Origin of the sequence: Thermococcus sp. 21S9, from assembly GCF_012027635.1 — an archaeon.
Taxonomy (GTDB): domain Archaea; phylum Methanobacteriota_B; class Thermococci; order Thermococcales; family Thermococcaceae; genus Thermococcus.
On record NZ_SNUS01000001.1, the window covers coordinates 899,382 to 915,855 of the forward strand.

Sequence of the window (16,474 nt, forward strand, 5' to 3'; positions counted from 1 at the left end):
GCTCCTCCAACCGAAAACTTTTTAAACCCTCCCTCGCCCTTAATCTCGGACACGCCCCGGTGGTGTAGCCCGGTCAATCATGCGGGACTCTCGATCCCGCGACCCGGGTTCAAATCCCGGCCGGGGCACCAGAATTCTTACGGGCCCGTGGCTCAGCCTGGTCAGAGCGCCCGCCTGATAAGCGGGAGGTCCGGGGTTCGAAGCCCCGCGGGCCCACCAGTACAGCCCTTTCTGACGAAAGCGCTGGCGGATGAAAAGTTTCATCAAAGTGGGCATGCTTTTTGGAATGGCCGATTTTCACAAGGGGTTGCTTTTAAGCTTGCTATTCCTCAGTGTGTTTCCTTCATTAGCGCCCTTTGGGCGCCCTTTTAGTTGAACACTTCCTCTCAAAGCTATCCTAGAAGTAACCCCAAAACTATGGGGGTGCTTGATGAAGCATGCAACTTTCCCTTACCTTTTCAGATAGTCAGGCCATTTTGGTCAAGCTTTGCGCAAGCAAAGCTTGCGGAGGAGTAAAATTTATAAATCCTCCCCTTTAGCTATTCAACGGGCACAGCCCCGTGGTGTAGCGGCCAAGCATGCGGGACTCTGGATCCCGCGACCGGGGTTCGAATCCCCGCGGGGCTACCATCGTTTAAGGGCTCCAGAACCCCGAACCCCCTCTCTTAAATTCCCTTCTCGAACCTTATGTTATACTTCAAGACGTATTCTTGCCGTTGGCGTTTATCCTAACTCGTCCAATTTTGTGACTTATTTCTCCGTTTTGTTCTCACTGTTGGGACTTTTGGAGGTCCATTCCTGGCGGTTCCCTGGAAAATGCCCAACGGCATCTGCCGACAGAAAACGTGGTTTCTCGCCCGTTGGGCAGTTGTCGCCCGGGGAACACTCTTTTCTCCAAATAAGCAGTTTTTGAGGGTCTTGTCTGTTCAAAATCCTTTTTCGAACTTTTGGGGCAGGTTTAAATACTCTCCCGCCGTATTTTCCCCCAGGTCGGGTCTTACTCCGGCCAGGAGGTCGTAGTGATGAGTGGGGATTTTGAGAGTGAGATGGTGGATATGCTCCGGGAAAGGGAGTTGACCGTTGCGTTCATCACCCGTTTTCTCACGGAGAGGGGTTTTGACGTCACGAGACAGAAGGTTGAGCGGGCCCTCCGGAGGTTGGCCAAGGCCGGTCTCGTTGAGACGAGGGTCGGCAACAACGGTAGAAAACACTACAGGTTAGCACGGTGATTGCCATGGGGACCTCCTCGGTCATACTCGGAAACAGCAGGAGGATGCTCATGATTGAGTACCTCCAGAAGTCCGACGGGAGGGCCGAGCTGAGGGATATGGTTGAGTACATAGCCGAGAACGAGGGGAACACTGACAGGAAGCACAGGAAGAGCGTTTACGTGAGCCTGGTTCAGACGCATATTCCGAAGCTTGAGCGAGAGGGTGTTATAACCTTCAAGCACGGCGTCATAACCCTCGTTAAGGTGCCCGACGACGTTACGGTTTATATGGAGACCGTCAAGAAGAACGACATAAGCTGGAGTTCCTTCTACATAGGGCTCTCGCTGATGTTCTTCATAACCGCCCTCTACCTGAACAACCTCCAGCTTGCCCTGGCGTCACTGGTTTACGCCGGTGTTGGCGTCATTCACCACAGGAAAATGAAGCGCATTTAGCCCTTCTTTTCTTGGGTAATCTCCCATTACCGGCCGTTAATCCGACATTTCATATATACCCCAACGGGCCAAGGGATTAGTGAGCAACCCTGCGGGGTTGCAGAGGCACTGCGTTGAGTTCACCGTTGCAGTGGTCGTGAGTGTGTCTTGGTTTAGGGATGAACCTTCACTCTCACCGCTGGCTTCTCTGCCACAGTGCCTCCTTAATCTGGAGGCGAAAAAGATGAGAAAGAATCTTGCCCTTGGAATTTTTGGCCTGTTGGTGGCCTTTGGTCTCGTGTTAGGGGCTGGAGCCAACTTCAGGGACTACAACGCTGAGAGGAGCGTTCACTGGAAGATTGTCAGCGATGACAACGAACTCATTGACCTGACCCCCATTCAGCCCTACGCTTACATAAACAGCGGTGGCGTTCTGGTGGTCGACATAAGCCCTGACAACCCGAACTACCCAGGCTACGGCCAGGGCCTCAGCCCGAACTCGGAGTACAACTTCGACGAGGTCTTTGAGGTAAGCAACGACCTCTGGGAGGACAACATGAGCATAGTCGTCAGGATAACCAACGCCAACACCGCGATACAGTTCTACGGAGCGGATGAGAACGTGTACTACCCGGGAACCGGGTCACCAGTTTACGCCAGTGACATGGCGAAGAACGATGTTTGCTTCACCGTTGGTCCTGGAGAGGCCGTTAAGGTAGGTATGGACTTCACAGTCGGAAACGCCGCGCTCAACACCACTGAGAGTAGCACCATACACATACAGGCTTGGAGACTCGGCACCGAGCCAAGCGACCTTGTCGGCAAGTGCGGTCAGCCGGGGCAGTGAAGGGGGTGTGAAAGATGAATAAACTATTTGGATTGGCCTTATTGATGGTTGGAATGCTCCTGGCCGTTGGAGCCGGAGCCAACTTCAGGTATTACTCTGCCGATAGGCAGGCGAGCTTTGATGTCGTCTCAGACGACAACGAGCTTATTGACTTGACCGCCCTTCAGCCCTACGTGACCTACGACGCGGGAAAGCTTTACGTTGACATCAGCGCCAACAACCCGAACTACCCTGAGGGTGCGGGTCAGGGAATGAGTCCGAACACGACTTACGTCTTCGAGGAAATGTTTGAGGTCAGCAATGAGCTCTGGGAGAACGACAACGAGAGCTACCCGATATGTGTGACCATCACCACCCAGCATGACAACGTCCTTATCTTCGCCGGCGACTACGGGAACGAGACCGCCGGACCGGCTCACAACATCCAGTTCACCGTTGAGCACGGAAACCCCGTTAAGGTCGGAATGATATTCAACAACACCAACGCCACCCTTGGCCTCGACCAGTTCCAGATGAGCATCTCGGCGGTTGCCGGAGCCTGCGGACCGTGATTTCTTTTCGGGGCCTTTGCCCCAACCCCTTTAAGGGGGAGTTGCTATGAAGAAAATACTCGAGTTCACGTTTGCTTTCATCGTCATTGCCTTTCTCACAGGTTCATTAGTCGGTTTCTTCCTTGACCGTCCCGTGTTTCTGTCGTACGCTTACTCAAGCAGTATGACGCCTACGATAGACAAGGGAGACCTCTTCTTGATGAACCCATTCGCCCGGAACTTTGACGTCGGCGACATAATAGTCTTTCACAGGAGTGATGGGTGGACGGTTCACAGAATCTTCGCGGTTACCGAGGACGGCTTCATAACCAAGGGCGACAACAACGTCGCGACGGACCAGCAGAACGGTCTGTATCCTCCCGTTAAGGAGTCGGACGTGGCCGGGAAGGTGGTCGTTCTCTTCGGCAAGCCCCTCGTCCTCAGGGGTGGCGGAGACCTGGTTCAATCCTTAAGAACGAGACTCAGCAACGTCTACGCGATAGCGATTCTGCTCCTCGTTGGGGCGTTCCTGACCTTCTCGGGAGGCTCCAAGAGAAAAAAGCGAGTTAAGTACTACCGGGTTAGCGTTAAGACACTCTACGCGGTCGCTTCGGTCTTCATAATCGCCGGCTTCCTCTTCGTGACCGTGGCCTCGTGGGGAACGCTGGCCTTCAGCTACTCCTCCACCCTCGCCGGTGGACAGAGGGACGGCTGGTACCTGCCAGGTTCAACCTTCGAGAAGAACCTCAGCGTCACGAACAACGCCGTTTACCCGTTCTACTACTTTGTGAGCGGTGGTAGCGAGAGGGTTCAGCTCCTCGGCCCGACGTTCTTCCGCATCGACGGCGGTTCGAGCGTTAGTGTTCCGGTTCACGTCACGGTTCCCCAGGACACGAGGATTTACCGCGAGGAGTTCCAGGTGAGGTCTTACCCCGCAATACTTCCCGCTTCCCTCGTGGTCTTCCTGTACTCGTTCAGCCCGTATCTCCCGCTCGTGGCCTACGCCCTGCTTCTCACTGGATTGCTCGTGGTCTTCTACCGTCTCGCGGGGATTTCGGAGGGCGACATCCTTAGAATCAGAAAACGGAGGGGAAGTCTTCTCTCCAAGGTACTCGGAGATGGTTAGCATGAGAAAGTTTGTACTCCTTACAACCTTCCTCCTCGGACTGCTCCTCATCGTGGGCTCGAGCGGGAACTTTCGGGCTTACACCGCCAGCAGGAGCGTTGAGTTTGGGGTTGTGGGAGGGAATGATTCGTATATAGCCTACCGCTGTCTTTCAGACCCGGTTCCGGTTAACGCCAGCTCCGGGGTGGAGTTCACTGCGATAACCGTGGAGAACCTGATGGACCGGCCGATAACGTTTCACGTTGCTGGGAACTACTCAGGTCTACCTGATGGGCTTAGTGGAGACGTTGACAGTTCAACCTACACGCTCGACCCTGGGGAGTCGGTTTCCATAGGGGGTAGCTTCTCCGCTGATGATGACGTCGAAGACGGCACCTACGGGGTGCCCCTAACGGTTTACGCGGAGTGGGACGGCGGAAGCGCCCAGATTAAGGACTGCTCGATGTACGCAAGCGTTGAAAGACCAACTTACGTGCTGAAGAAGGCCATAGTCGGGGACGTATACACCTACAGCCTCTTCGCCTGGAACGACATAACGCTCCAGCTTAACTTCACCAACAACGGGCCCGAAGGGGATTTCGTTATAAAAGACTTCATCCCGAATCCCGGCTGGAAGGCGGTGTACGTCGTAGGACTACCACAGCCGAGTTCGGGTAATGCCGATTTGCTCCTTAGCGTCGGCCACTGCGGTTGCTCCGGCTGGATGATAGTGTGGCACGTCCACGTTGCCCACGGGGAAACGGTTACCCTGAACATACCGATGGGGGCGGTTTTCTTCTGCAAGGGCGACTACGTTCTCAACTGCGGGGCCCACCTGTGCGGTGCCGACGTCGTTTCGAATAAAATCACTGTCCACGTAACTGGAGGTCGTTGATTATGAAGATTGATAAAAAGCGGGCGCTCCTTGGAGGTCTCGCCCTCTCCGTTTCCCTCGCCTTCATCTTTGCCCTCTACTCGGGTGTTGCCTACTCAAGGGAGCCCGTGACAACGAAGGCAACCTACTCAACAGCCTACACGCAGGAAGGGCATTTCGCGAATTACGGTCTGTTCTCTAACGAGACCGTGTACAAGAACGGAACGTCCCTGGCCTATTACCCGTCCAAGATAACCACCGCAATCGTGGGTGAGTACAGGTTCTCGTCCGACGGCGCGAGGGGAAGCTACGAGGCCGTCCTCCACGTCAACTACTACGTCTCCTCGGGCAAGAAGAAGGTCTACCTCGTCAACGACACCCAACTGCTCTCGAAGGGCACGTTCTCGGGTTCATTCGAGGTTCCCCTGGTTATCAACTTCACCGAGCTCAACGAACAACTCAAGAAAGTTCGCGAGGGGACTGGCCTCTACCGCGCTGAGATGGAGGTTTACGTGACGGTTAAGGTGCTTTCCAACGGGCAGGAGCCCTTCGTCCAGGAAATCCGCCTGAACCGCGACGCATCAGGGATGCTGTACTTCAGCGGAACGGACAAGGAGTACCAGAAGGTTGTGAGAACCGTTAGCACGACCACGAACTCGCTCTCCTTTGCCGGTTCTGACGTGGGGGTTTCGACGGCCAGGACGGTCTTTCCAGCGATGGCACTGCTCTTCGCGATTCCTCCGGCGGGGTTCATCTACGCCAAGCGCGAGAAGAAGGAACCAGAGCCCAAGGAGCTGAAGGGCCTGAAGAAGTACACGGTTGAGGGAACGTCCCCCGACGGGAAGCGCGTCGAGCTGTCCTCTCCGAAGGACCTTGAGAGGGTCTTTGAGCTCGTTGACAGGCCGATAGTGCACTACCGCGACGGCGAGACTGACGTCTACGCGATAACCGACGGCGAGACCGTTTACGAGTACCGGGCGAATTAGCCCGGACACCAACAACTTTAAAAGCCCAAGCGGAAAGCCACCTTAGGAATTCTAAAAGGGTTAGAGGTGGTTAGAGATGAACCCGTTCCACGAGCTTGAGCCCGGACCGAACGTTCCGGACGTTGTGTACGCTCTTATAGAGATTCCGAAGGGAAGCAGGAACAAGTACGAGCTCGACAAGAAGACCGGCCTCATAAAGCTTGACAGGGTCCTTTACAGCCCGTTCTTCTACCCGGTGGACTACGGAATAATCCCGCAGACCTGGTACGACGACGGCGACCCGTTCGATATAATGGTCATAATGCGCGAGCCGGTTTACCCGCTCACCCTCATTGAGGCCAGGCCGATAGGCATAATGAAGATGAACGACTCCGGCGACAAGGACTGGAAGGTCTTAGCGGTTCCCGTTGAAGACCCGTACTTCAAGGACTGGAAGGACATAGACGACGTCCCCAAGGCCTTCCTCGACGAGATTGCCCACTTCTTCCAGCGCTACAAGGAGCTCCAGGGCAAGGTTACCGAGATAGAGGGCTGGGGCAACGCCGAGGAGGCCAAGAAGGAAATCCTCAGGGCCATAGAGCTCTACAAGGAGAAGTTCGGAAAGGAGTGATTCCTTTCAACTCTTTTTGGAGGTCAGGCCATGTACAAGCTTTTGACGGTTAAGGACGTTGTCAGGATTCCGCCCAGGATGTTCACGATGGACCCGAAGGAGGCAGCCAAGAAGGTCCTCCGTGAGACCTACGAGGGTATCTACGATAGGGACGAGGGAGTTATTCTGGCAATCCTCGACGTCCACGACGTTGGCCAGGGAATAATCGTCCCCGGCGACGGAGCCACTTACCACGAGGTAACCTTCGACGTCCTCGTCTGGAAGCCCGAGAACCAGGAGGTCGTCGAGGGCGAGGTCGTTGAGATGATGCCCTACGGTGCCTTCATCAGAATCGGCCCGATGGACGGTCTCGTCCACATAAGCCAGCTCATGGACGACTACGTCGTCTTCGACGAGAAGAACAGGCAGTTCATAGGCAAGGAAACCAACCGCGTTCTCAAGCTCGGTGACTTCGTGAGGGCGAGGATAATCGGCATAAGCGTCAAGAGCAGAATCATCAGGGAGAACAAGATTAACATGACCATGCGCCAGCCCGGTCTCGGAAAGTTCGAGTGGATTGAGAAGGAGAAGAGAAAGGCCAAGGAGGAGTGAGCATGGCGAAGGAGAGGGCCTGCAGGCACTGCCACTACATAACGACCGAGGACCGCTGTCCCGTCTGCGGGAGCAGGGATTTGAGCGACGACTGGTTCGACCTCGTCATAATCCTCGACACCGAGAGCAAAATTGCCAGGAAGCTCCGCGAGAGCATACCGGAAGCTGCCAAAGTTCCCGGCAAATACGCCATAAGGGTCAGGTGAAATGCTGTTCCGCCTAACCGAGGAGCTCCGGCGGGAGCTCAAGGAACCGCTGGGGGAGCTGATAAAGGGCCCGATTCCGGAGCCCTACCTTCGGATTAAGGACGAGCTTAGGGGTAAGACCGTAATCACCGTCGGGGACGTCGTTACCGAGAACGTCCTCAAGCTCGGCATTTCTCCTTCCCTTGCCCTCTACGACCTCAGGACGAAGAGGGCCGACTATTCTCCCGACATAAACGCTAAGGCCGTCTTCATGACCGTTTCAAATCCCCCTGGAACCATAACGAAAGCTTTATTAGACGCCATCAGAAAGGCCTTCCGCCTCGTCGAGCGGGGCAGGCCGGTTCACATACTCGTCAGCGGTGAGGAGGATTTGGGGGCGATTCCGGCGGTGCTCTACGCCCCTCTCAACTCGGTCGTCCTCTACGGCCAGCCCGACGAGGGGGTAGTGCTTATAAAGGTAACACCCGAATGCAAGCGCAGGTGTGCGCAAATACTTGCCAAGATGGAGGTGGTTCGTGATGGAGATTAAGGTGACCGAGATAAGGGAGAACAAGCTCCTTGGGAGAAAGGAGATATACTTCGACATCATCCACGAGGGCGAGCCTACCCCGAGCAGGGAAGCGGTGAAGGGTAAGCTCGTCGCCATGCTCGACCTCGACCCGAACACCACCGTTCTCCAGTACATCAGGAGCTACTTCGGAAGCCACGTCAGCAAGGGCTACGCCAAGGCCTACGAGACGAGGGAGAGGATGCTCTACATCGAGCCCGAGTACATCCTCGTTAGGGACGGCCTCATCCAGAAGGAGGAAGAGTGAGGTGGTGTGAATGGCGAAGAAGAAAAAGACCAGCCAGAAGTGGAAGCTCTACGAGGTTAAGGGCGGAAAGGTCGTCAGGAAGAACAAGTTCTGCCCGCGCTGTGGGCCGGGCGTCTTCATGGCCAACCACAAGGACCGCTGGTCCTGCGGAAGGTGTGGCTACACCGAGTGGAAGAAGTGATTTCCCTTTCTTTCCTTTGAACTGGGCTTTTCTGAGAACTTCTTGGAAGGGAATATAAAAGAGAGGAAATCAGCCAAGAGCCGCCTGGACTGCCAGGTCGGCCCTGACTATTCCGTAGCCGTAGTAGATGTCCCATCCTGGGTCTCCAAGGTCGTCGGCGGTAACATGTAGGATTCCCCTGACGGTGTCGGTGCTGGTGTCGTTAAAGGTTCCAACGGGCAGAACCTTGCCGTACTTGTTGTAGTAGGCCGCCTGGATGAGCGCAACGACACCACTGACGTGCGGGGTGGCCATTGAGGTTCCGCTGAGGGTCTCGTAGGTGTCGTCCGGGTAGGTGCTGAGTATGTCAACACCCGGAGCGCTGACCTCTGGCTGGAGGTTGCTGAAGGAGGCAACGGCATCGTTCGAGTCGGTGGCTCCAACCGCTATGACCTCCGGGTAGATGGCCGGGTAGCTCGGCTGGTCGGCGGCCTCGTTACCGCTCGCGGCAACGATGACGACGCCGTAGTTGTAGGCCTTGATTATCATGTCGTGGAGGTACTCGTCGTCGCTCGGTCCTCCGAGGGACATGCTTATGACCTCAGCGGCATCATCGTCGGGATCACCGACGACTATTCCGTCGCCGTCCTTGTCAAGGACCCCGTCGGGACCGAGGAGGGCCTGCTCGATTCCGATTGCGATGTCGGTGTAGGTTCCGCTTCCCCTGTCGTCGAGAACCTTTATGGCATAGATTTCAACGTTCGGGGCGACGCCGACGACGCCGATGTCGTTGTTAAGAGCCGCGATGGTTCCTGCGACGTGAGTTCCGTGGCCGTTGCCGTCGTACCAGTCAGCGGGGTCGGTGCTCACCTGGCCGTCGAGCGTGCTGACGCCCCAGGCGATGTTGTCCTTGAGGTCCGGGTGGTCCCAGTCTATTCCGGTATCGAGTATGGCAACCTCAATGACGCCGTTGCTGGCGCCGGTGGTGATGTTCCAGGTTTCTGGAGCTTTAACGCGCTCTATTCCCCAGGGGACGGTCTGGGCCGGCTGGGTCGGCTCGGTAACGAGCCACGGCGGGCCTCCCCTGTAAAGCTGGGCCTGGGCGTCGAACTCGACCTTCTTGACTCCCTCAAGCTTGGCGAGCTTTCCAACGGCATTCGCGGGAACGTCTATGACGACCGCGTCAATCAGCTTGAACTCGTAGACTATTTTACCGCCAATGCCCCTGACGGCGTCTCCCCTGAAGTCGTCCTTGTCTATAAGGGCAACCACCCTAACCGTGTCGCTACCCTTCGCGGCGGCCGGCACCGCGAAGAGGGACAGAACCAGTGCCAGAACGAGCAATCCACTCAAGACTGCCTTCTTCCACATATCCGTTCACCCCTGTAGGTTTTAGCGCATTCGTATCAAGTTTGGGCTACTTAAGTCTTTTGTAGCTTACATATGTCACATTGTCAACAGGACGGACCTTTCGTCTTCACATTTATCTCCCTGCTTGCTATTCGACGTCATTTTGACAAATACCAATTTTTTAGGTAGAAATTACGAAAATTTTTCGGAAACTCTAAGGGATTAAACCGAAAGCCCAATAAACACGACCTGTAATGTGCCACCATGCCCCATTACTACGGCCTCAGAATCCTGCTCGACGAGAGCGTCTATGAGCCTGCAGAGGACACCTTTCTCCTCGCCGAGACCCTTGAAGTTAACCCCGGTGAAACCGCTTTAGACGTCGGCACCGGAACCGGGCTGATAGCCCTCCTCATGGCGAGGAAAGCCAAACACGTCCTCGGCGTTGACGTGAATCCAAAGGCCGTAGAGCTCGCAAGGAAGAACGCCCTGCTGAACGGAATCGGGAACGTCGAGTTTCGCCTGAGCGACCTCTTCGAGAACGTCTCGGGAAGGTTTGATGTGATAACGTTCAACGCCCCCTATCTACCGGGTGAGCCGGAGGAGCCAATAGACTTGGCCCTCGTCGGTGGGGAAACCGGGAGGGAGGTGATAGACCGGTTCATCCGGGAGGTGCCGGATTACCTGGCCGAAAAGGGCAGGGTTTACCTCGTCCAGAGCTCAATAACCGGGATTGAAGAAACGCTGAACCTTTTCCGGAAAGTCGGCCTTAGGGCTGAGGTCGTCGCCAAAAGGCACCTCTTCTTTGAGGACATCGTGGTCGTTCAGGCAAGGCGGTAGCGCCTTATCTCGTGGAGGAGCTTTACCTTGGGCCTCTCGCTTCCTTCCTCGGGCTCTTCACTGGGGAAAAGAACTATCTCCCTCGGCTTGAGCATGGGTTCGGGTTTTATGCGCATCATGGTTGTGGGCTCGGCTTTAGCTTTTTAAACCTTTCGCAGATTGACGAAGGAATTTTCGACGATGCACAGTCGCGACCAATCAGGTTTTTAAAACCTCGCCCGAGTTTCGGTTAGGTGAGACTAATGGCGATAGTGGTTAAGGCCAACCCGAACATGCCCGAGGAAATCGCGCTCCTCTTTAGGAAACAGCACTACGAGCTCGTTGGGAGGCACAGCGGAGTTAAGCTCTGCCACTGGCTCAAGGAGAGCCTTACCAAGGGGCGCTTCTGCTACAAGCAGAAGTTCTACGGCATAGCGAGCCACCGCTGTTTGCAGATGACGCCCGTCTTGGCCTGGTGCACCCACAACTGCATCTTCTGCTGGCGCCCGATGGAGGGCTTCCTCGGCACTGAACTGCCCCAGCCCTGGGACGACCCGGCTTTCATCGTCGAGGAGAGCATAAAGGCCCAGAGAAAGCTCCTCGTCGGCTACAAGGGCAACCCCAAGGTTCCGAAGGAGAAGTTCGAGGAAGCGTGGAACCCGAAGCACGCCGCGATTAGCCTCTCCGGCGAGCCGATGCTCTATCCGTACATGGGCGACCTCGTTGAGGAGTTCCACAAGAGGGGCTTCACTACCTTCATAGTCACCAACGGAACCGTTCCCGAAAGGCTGGAGGAAATGATTAGGGAGGACAAGCTCCCAACGCAGTTCTACGTCTCGCTGACCGCTCCTGACATCGAGACCTACAATCGCGTCAACGTCCCGATGATTCCCGACGGCTGGGAGAAGATAAAGGAAACCCTCAGGCTCATGCGTGACGCGGAAACGAGGACGGTGATAAGGCTCACCCTCGTCAAGGGCGAGAACATGCACAGCCCGGAAAAGTACGCCGAGCTGATTAAGATAGCCAACCCGATGTTCGTCGAGGCGAAAGCCTACATGTTCGTCGGCTTCTCGCGGAACAGGCTCACCATCAACAACATGCCGAGGCACGAGGAAATCAGAGCTTTTGCCGAGGAGCTCGTGAAGCACCTGCCGGGCTATCACATCGAGGACGAGTACGAGCCGAGCAGGGTCGTTCTCATCATGCGCGACGACGTGGACAGCAGAGGAAGGGGATTGACGGGAAGGTTCATTTCTGATTGATTCCACGCCACGTGGAAAACTTTATTTATCTTCCGCTCCATTTTTGGTTGGGGTGTGAGTATATGAATAGGATAATGGCGGTTTTAATGGTCATCCTCCTGGTAATTCCCGGCGCTTACGCTGGCCAAATCAGTGGCGGTGTTAACTTTCTCTCGGACGCCTCGTCAAACGTTCAAAGCATCCGCGATATGAGCCTCGTTCTCATGGCACTCTCCGGTGCTCAGAAGGCCGTTGGCAACACCTCAGTGGATAAAATCGACTCCCTTGCCATGGAACTGCTCTCACTCCAGAACCCGGATGGCGGGTGGGGTTACCTTCCAAACGAGACAAGCAACGTGGTTGACACCTCTTATGCCCTCATCGCCCTTCTCAAGGCAGAGCCTTACGTTTCTCCTGTTCACCGCTCCTCCCTCGTTGAGGGTGTCTCGGGCGCGGTGTCCTACCTTCTCACGTCCTCGTCCGGTAAGGGCTGGGGCTACGTTCCTGGCAGTGCTCCCGCATTCTACCCGACCGTTATGGCCGTTTGGGCCCTTGGTGAGTACGGCTATTACTACACTGCGAGCCCGGTAAAGGGGGCAATCGACTTCCTCCTCTCCGCTCCTTCGACCCTTCCCGCTCCCCAGGCTCTTGCGCTCAAGGTTATAGCCCTCCACGCCGTTAACTACCCCGTGCCCGACGACATCGTTTCCAACGTTGAGGAACTCCTCAGGAGCGACTCGATAACGACCCTTGACAGGGCCATGCTCACTTATGCCCTTGAGCTCGTCAGGCCCCTTGACTTCACCACGTCCTTCTTCGTGAGCAAACTGCTTGAACTCGCCAACGTTTCCGGGGACTACGCCTACTGGCTCTCGTCGCCAACTTACCCCCTCACAACTCCCGAGGTCGTTAAGACCTCTGCATTCGCGCTTATGGCCGTTGCATACCTTGAGCAGTACACCCCACAGCTCCCGGTTGAGGAGAACCCATACTCCGCCCCATGCTTCGAGCTTAAGGCCCTCCAGAACGACGACGGAGGCTGGCCCCTCGTTAAACCCGGCCCGTCAAACGAGAAGGCAACATACTACGCCCTCCTTGCCCTCAAGTACTGCGTTCCGACCAACGAGTCCATCGAGAAGGCCCTCTCGTGGGCCAGGGATGCCCTTGCCGTCGATGGGGAGAAGATGGTGAGCACCCACAGGTTCTCCTCCGCCTACTTCTACGCCCTTGAGACACTGCTCCACTTCAACGCCCTCTCGGCGGATGAAAAGGAGAAGGCCATCAACGACATAATCTCCTCCCAACTCCCCTATGGAATTGGCCTCTGGGGCAACAACCTCGGCCCCCAGCCCTACCAGACGGCACTCGCAGTTAGGGCCCTCGTTGACCTTGGCGTCCCGGTGAACGACTCCCTCATTCAGCGCGCCGTTAAGTGGGTTCTTGGCACCTCCAACGGGGGATGGGGAATCTACGTTTCAACGCCCTACTTCTCCTACATGCTGAGGCCCGACGTCATGACGACCGTTTCGATAATCGAGGCCCTTCAGGGAATCGTGCCCGAGGACAAGCTCAAGCCTCACGCGGACTGGCTGGTTTCCCAGCGCGTTGACGGTGGCTGGGCCTACTGGAAGCCCTACTACGACCCCGTGAGCGGTCGCGTTATCCAGGAGAAGCCCACCGTTGAGCTGACCGTCCGCGTCACCGACGTGCTGGAGAAGTTCGGCTACAACTTCAGCAAGGACACCCTCAACTTCGTCATCAAGGCCAAGCAGAGCGGTGAAATCAACGGAAAGTCCGTCGAGACGGCCTTTGCAGTTATGTATCTCTCCCGCTACAAGTTCATCCCGAAGGTCACCCTCGATAACGTCAGGCTGGCCCTTGGTTCCGAGCTCTTCACAATCGTGACCTCAGGTCTCTCCAAGAACGAGACCGACGATATAGTGAACTCTCTCGTCAGGCTCTACGGGAACTCCTTTGTGGTGTCCAATACGACTGAAATAGGCGAGGGCTACTACATAGTCGTGGCGCCCTACGGAAGCTACAACGTCTCCGCCTACAACCCCTACCTCGGCTTCCGCGTCGAGAATGGAAACGTAGTGGTGGCCAACTACACTGCACCGGTGAACTCCTCGATAGTGCTGGTTCCGGGCTACACACCGGACGGAAACGTGCTCTTCGTGTTCTACTCACCATCGAGCAGGTGGATGGCCGTAGAGCTCTTCACAACGGGCTTCATACGCTACATAAGGGGCGACGCGATGGTGCTGACGTACGAGAACGACAGGTTCATCCAGAAGGTCGTGGGGTGAAGGCCCTTGAGGGCCCTGATAATCGGAATCGGCCAGTGCGGGACGAAGATAGCCGACCTGTTCGCGCTGGTTGACTTCGAAACCCTTGCAATAAACACCTCCCGTGGTGACCTCGACTACCTAAAGCACGTCCCCCAGGACAGGAGAATCCTGATAGGTGAGAGCATAACCGGGGGCAAGGGCGTCAACGCGAACCCAATACTGGGCAGGGAAGCCATGAAGCGCGACCTACCGCTCGTGATGCGCAAGATAAACTCCATAGTCGGCTACGAGGACGTTGACATCTTCTTTCTAACCTTCGGCTTCGGCGGTGGAACCGGCGCCGGCGGAACGCCCGTCCTTGCTGAGGCCCTCAAGGAGGAGTACCCGGACTCGCTCGTCGTTGCCATCGGCGCGCTCCCGCTCAGGGAAGAGGGGATAAGGCCCACAATCAACGCGGCGATAACGATAGACAAGCTCTCCAAGATTGCGGACTCGATAATCGCTATAGACAACAACAAGCTGAAGGAGGGCAACGACGACATAAGCCGGGCCTACGAGAGGATTAACTACACGATAGTTGAGAGGATAGCCTCGCTTCTTGCCTTAGTCGACGTCCCCGGCGAGCAGACCCTTGACGCGAGCGACCTCAAGTTCGTCCTCAAGGCCTTTGGAAGCTTTGCAACGGTTGGCTACGCCAAGGCTGACGCGAGCAAGGTGAAGAGCCTGTCGAGGCTAATCATCAAGTCCTTCGAGAGCGAGGGACTGTATTTGGATGCCAACATTGAGTCCGCCCTCTACGGTCTCGTTGCCATACACGGCCCGCCGGAGGTTCTCAAGGCTGGAGACATCTTCGAGGCCCTCGATTACCTCACGAGCAAAATCAGGGGCAAGCAGATTTTCCGCGGTTTCTACCCGGACCCGCGCGAGAGGGAAGTTGAGGTTGTGACGCTCCTCAGCGGAATCTACGAGAGCAAAAGCATCGAGGAAATCGTTAAAACCGCCAAGCAGTACGCCAGGTCCTTCATGGAGGCCAAAAAAGAGGCTGAAACGAAGAAGAGCGAGCTCCTCAGCGGTTTGCCGGACTTCGACGACATCTACCCGGTTCCCGAGGGTGAGGAGTGATGGAGAACATCAAGGACTCGGTGGAAGTCGCGCTCGAACTCGACGAGAAGTCGGTTTATTCCCACATCGCCCACGAAAGTGCGGAGGACATAATCAGAATTATCTCATCCCTCGACGCCGAGAGGGCAAAGCTCCACGGCGAGGTTATTTACTACACCGACGACTGGGACGCGCTGATAAGGGAGAGGATGGCCAAAGGAAAGCGTCATACGGCCTTTGACTTTTACAACCCTGCCCTGCTCGACATCTGGGAGGAGAAGGTTAAGCTCGGAAAGAGGCTGAAGAGGCTTGAAAAGATTACCTACGCGGTTCTCGGAGGTATTGTTGGGCTGACTGGCCTTGCGACGGTTCTGACTGGAACCCCTTTCATCCTGCTCGGTCTCGCCCTTCTTCCCCTGGCGGTCGCCGTAAGGGACAGGGTGAAGAGTTCGCTCGACCTTCTCTACTACGAACTCACCCAGTTCTTCATAGACGAACTCCGGGCAATCGTCACAAAACACGGGCTCACTCCCGAGAAGTACAAGTTTAAACTCTTCACGGGGGGTTATTTTGGCGTAGAAACAAAAAGAACGCCTTCAGGCATATTTGCGGTAGTTGAAGGCAAATCTGGGGAGTAACCGTTAAATAGGTTTTTATTCGTATAAACTTTACGGAGGGAGTGAGATGGGGTTAGTCTTTAAAAGGCGCGGTCAGATTTCACTTGAATTCATGCTGGTGTTCTCAATAATGCTGATTATGCTACTCTACTCCGTCAAAAACGTTGGTTTCGACTCGAACTCGCCCTCCTCCGGGACCCTGGCCATCCAGATGGCCCTCGAGGAGAAGAGCGTTGCGAACGTCATAGCCGGGGCAATCGACCAGGTCTACGCCCAGGGTCCCGGCTCAAAGGTTACGGTTTACGCGCACTTCAACCTGCTCCGCAACTCCAAGTACATAACGAGTGCCTTCAACGTAACCTCCCCCCAGGTGCAGTTGCTCTTCCTTGGAACTAACGACCCGCTCTTCCCTGCCGGTGCTGAGAACTCCGTGGTCGCCGTCGCTGTTGCAAACTCAACTGTTGGCCCTGTGCTTACCGGCTCCAACAGAACGGGAGTTTGGGTTCAGACGTACTTCCTCTACAACGCTACCTCGCCGACGGGTTTCGTCGTTGCCCTCAACCCCGCAGACGTTCCGGGTACCATGAAGGTCGTCGTTGAGTGGAACCCCGCGAAGCCGGTTTTGATGGTGTACAACAGCACCTCCGAGACCCTGTACATAAACATAAAGCCGGGTGCCTGAG

The 16,474-nt window shown here is 55.9% G+C and carries 21 protein-coding genes and 3 tRNA genes; 22 read left to right on the forward strand and 2 right to left on the reverse strand.

Annotation, left to right across the window (positions count from 1 at the left end; all coding sequences use genetic code 11):
- Positions 1–53: 53 nt before the first annotated feature.
- The 16 genes from E3E28_RS05110 (at position 54) to E3E28_RS05185 (ending at position 8,390) form a co-directional block, all read left to right on the forward strand.
- A tRNA-Glu gene (locus E3E28_RS05110) sits at positions 54–131 on the forward strand.
- 10 nt (positions 132–141) lie between these two features.
- A tRNA-Ile gene (locus E3E28_RS05115) sits at positions 142–219 on the forward strand.
- Between the two features lie 335 nt (positions 220–554).
- Positions 555–630 (forward strand) — tRNA-Gln (locus tag E3E28_RS05120).
- Between the two features lie 392 nt (positions 631–1,022).
- A complete protein-coding gene (locus E3E28_RS05125; RefSeq protein WP_167914298.1) occupies positions 1,023–1,229 on the forward strand; it encodes a helix-turn-helix domain-containing protein in 207 nt (68 codons plus the stop codon).
- Between the two features lie 5 nt (positions 1,230–1,234).
- Positions 1,235–1,666 carry a hypothetical protein gene (locus tag E3E28_RS05130; RefSeq protein WP_167915222.1) on the forward strand — a complete coding sequence of 144 codons (432 nt, stop codon included), beginning with the start codon at positions 1,235–1,237 and terminating at the stop codon, positions 1,664–1,666.
- 223 nt (positions 1,667–1,889) lie between these two features.
- A complete protein-coding gene (locus E3E28_RS05135) occupies positions 1,890–2,492 on the forward strand; it encodes a DUF1102 domain-containing protein (RefSeq protein WP_167914299.1) in 603 nt (200 codons plus the stop codon).
- Between the two features lie 14 nt (positions 2,493–2,506).
- A complete protein-coding gene (locus E3E28_RS05140) occupies positions 2,507–3,043 on the forward strand; it encodes a DUF1102 domain-containing protein (protein ID WP_167914300.1) in 537 nt (178 codons plus the stop codon).
- A 46-nt stretch (positions 3,044–3,089) separates the two neighbouring features.
- Positions 3,090–4,148, forward strand: a complete 1,059-nt coding sequence (locus E3E28_RS05145; protein WP_167914301.1) for a signal peptidase I — start codon at positions 3,090–3,092, stop codon at positions 4,146–4,148.
- Position 4,149: 1 nt separating this feature from the next.
- Positions 4,150–5,022 carry a hypothetical protein gene (locus tag E3E28_RS05150; RefSeq protein WP_167914302.1) on the forward strand — a complete coding sequence of 291 codons (873 nt, stop codon included), beginning with the start codon at positions 4,150–4,152 and terminating at the stop codon, positions 5,020–5,022.
- Between the two features lie 2 nt (positions 5,023–5,024).
- Complete coding sequence (locus E3E28_RS05155; protein ID WP_167914303.1) at positions 5,025–5,987, forward strand: DUF5305 family protein; 963 nt, start codon at positions 5,025–5,027, stop codon at positions 5,985–5,987.
- Between the two features lie 76 nt (positions 5,988–6,063).
- Entirely contained in the window at positions 6,064–6,597 is a 534-nt protein-coding gene (locus E3E28_RS05160; RefSeq protein ID WP_167914304.1) for an inorganic diphosphatase, read from the forward strand.
- A 30-nt stretch (positions 6,598–6,627) separates the two neighbouring features.
- Complete coding sequence (locus tag E3E28_RS05165) at positions 6,628–7,188, forward strand: DNA-directed RNA polymerase (protein WP_042691412.1); 561 nt, start codon at positions 6,628–6,630, stop codon at positions 7,186–7,188.
- Between the two features lie 2 nt (positions 7,189–7,190).
- Entirely contained in the window at positions 7,191–7,394 is a 204-nt protein-coding gene (gene spt4 / locus E3E28_RS05170) for a transcription elongation factor subunit Spt4 (protein WP_167914305.1), read from the forward strand.
- Between the two features lies 1 nt (position 7,395).
- Complete coding sequence (locus E3E28_RS05175; RefSeq protein WP_167914306.1) at positions 7,396–7,923, forward strand: GTP-dependent dephospho-CoA kinase; 528 nt, start codon at positions 7,396–7,398, stop codon at positions 7,921–7,923.
- Entirely contained in the window at positions 7,913–8,209 is a 297-nt protein-coding gene (locus E3E28_RS05180; RefSeq protein WP_167729101.1) for a 30S ribosomal protein S24e, read from the forward strand. The genes E3E28_RS05175 and E3E28_RS05180 overlap by 11 nt, the downstream gene beginning before the upstream one ends.
- Before the next feature lie 10 nt (positions 8,210–8,219).
- Positions 8,220–8,390, forward strand: a complete 171-nt coding sequence (locus E3E28_RS05185) for a 30S ribosomal protein S27ae (RefSeq protein ID WP_015858123.1) — start codon at positions 8,220–8,222, stop codon at positions 8,388–8,390.
- Positions 8,391–8,459: 69 nt separating this feature from the next.
- On the opposite strand, the gene E3E28_RS05190 is transcribed toward E3E28_RS05185, so the two are convergent.
- Positions 8,460–9,740, reverse strand: a complete 1,281-nt coding sequence (locus E3E28_RS05190) for a S8 family peptidase (protein ID WP_167914307.1) — start codon at positions 9,738–9,740, stop codon at positions 8,460–8,462.
- Between the two features lie 243 nt (positions 9,741–9,983).
- Here E3E28_RS05190 and E3E28_RS05195 point away from each other — a divergent pair, with 243 nt between their 5' ends.
- On the forward strand, positions 9,984–10,559 hold the full coding sequence (locus tag E3E28_RS05195; RefSeq protein ID WP_167914308.1) for a HemK2/MTQ2 family protein methyltransferase: 576 nt from the start codon (positions 9,984–9,986) through the stop codon (positions 10,557–10,559).
- Here E3E28_RS05195 and E3E28_RS11235 read toward each other — a convergent pair.
- Positions 10,544–10,678 carry a hypothetical protein gene (locus E3E28_RS11235; protein WP_277346776.1) on the reverse strand — a complete coding sequence of 45 codons (135 nt, stop codon included), beginning with the start codon at positions 10,676–10,678 and terminating at the stop codon, positions 10,544–10,546. The two genes, E3E28_RS05195 and E3E28_RS11235, sit on opposite strands and share 16 nt — an antisense overlap.
- Before the next feature lie 123 nt (positions 10,679–10,801).
- Between E3E28_RS11235 and twy1 the strand changes: the two genes are divergently transcribed.
- The 5 genes from twy1 to E3E28_RS05220 all read left to right on the forward strand — a co-directional run bounded on the left by twy1 (position 10,802) and on the right by E3E28_RS05220 (position 16,473).
- Complete coding sequence (gene twy1 / locus E3E28_RS05200) at positions 10,802–11,803, forward strand: 4-demethylwyosine synthase TYW1 (RefSeq protein WP_167915223.1); 1,002 nt, start codon at positions 10,802–10,804, stop codon at positions 11,801–11,803.
- Positions 11,804–11,865: 62 nt separating this feature from the next.
- Complete coding sequence (locus E3E28_RS05205; RefSeq protein ID WP_167914309.1) at positions 11,866–14,091, forward strand: prenyltransferase/squalene oxidase repeat-containing protein; 2,226 nt, start codon at positions 11,866–11,868, stop codon at positions 14,089–14,091.
- Positions 14,092–14,097: 6 nt separating this feature from the next.
- Positions 14,098–15,195: a cell division protein FtsZ gene (locus E3E28_RS05210; protein WP_167914310.1), complete on the forward strand. Its 1,098-nt coding sequence runs from the start codon at positions 14,098–14,100 to the stop codon at positions 15,193–15,195.
- The gene (locus E3E28_RS05215; RefSeq protein WP_167914311.1) at positions 15,192–15,812 is read left to right on the forward strand and encodes a hypothetical protein; all 621 of its coding nucleotides are present in this window, start codon (positions 15,192–15,194) and stop codon (positions 15,810–15,812) included. Before E3E28_RS05210 ends, E3E28_RS05215 begins: the two co-directional genes overlap by 4 nt.
- Positions 15,813–15,858: 46 nt before the next feature.
- Positions 15,859–16,473: a class III signal peptide-containing protein gene (locus E3E28_RS05220; RefSeq protein ID WP_167914312.1), complete on the forward strand. Its 615-nt coding sequence runs from the start codon at positions 15,859–15,861 to the stop codon at positions 16,471–16,473.
- The last annotated feature ends 1 nt before the right edge of the window (position 16,474 follow it).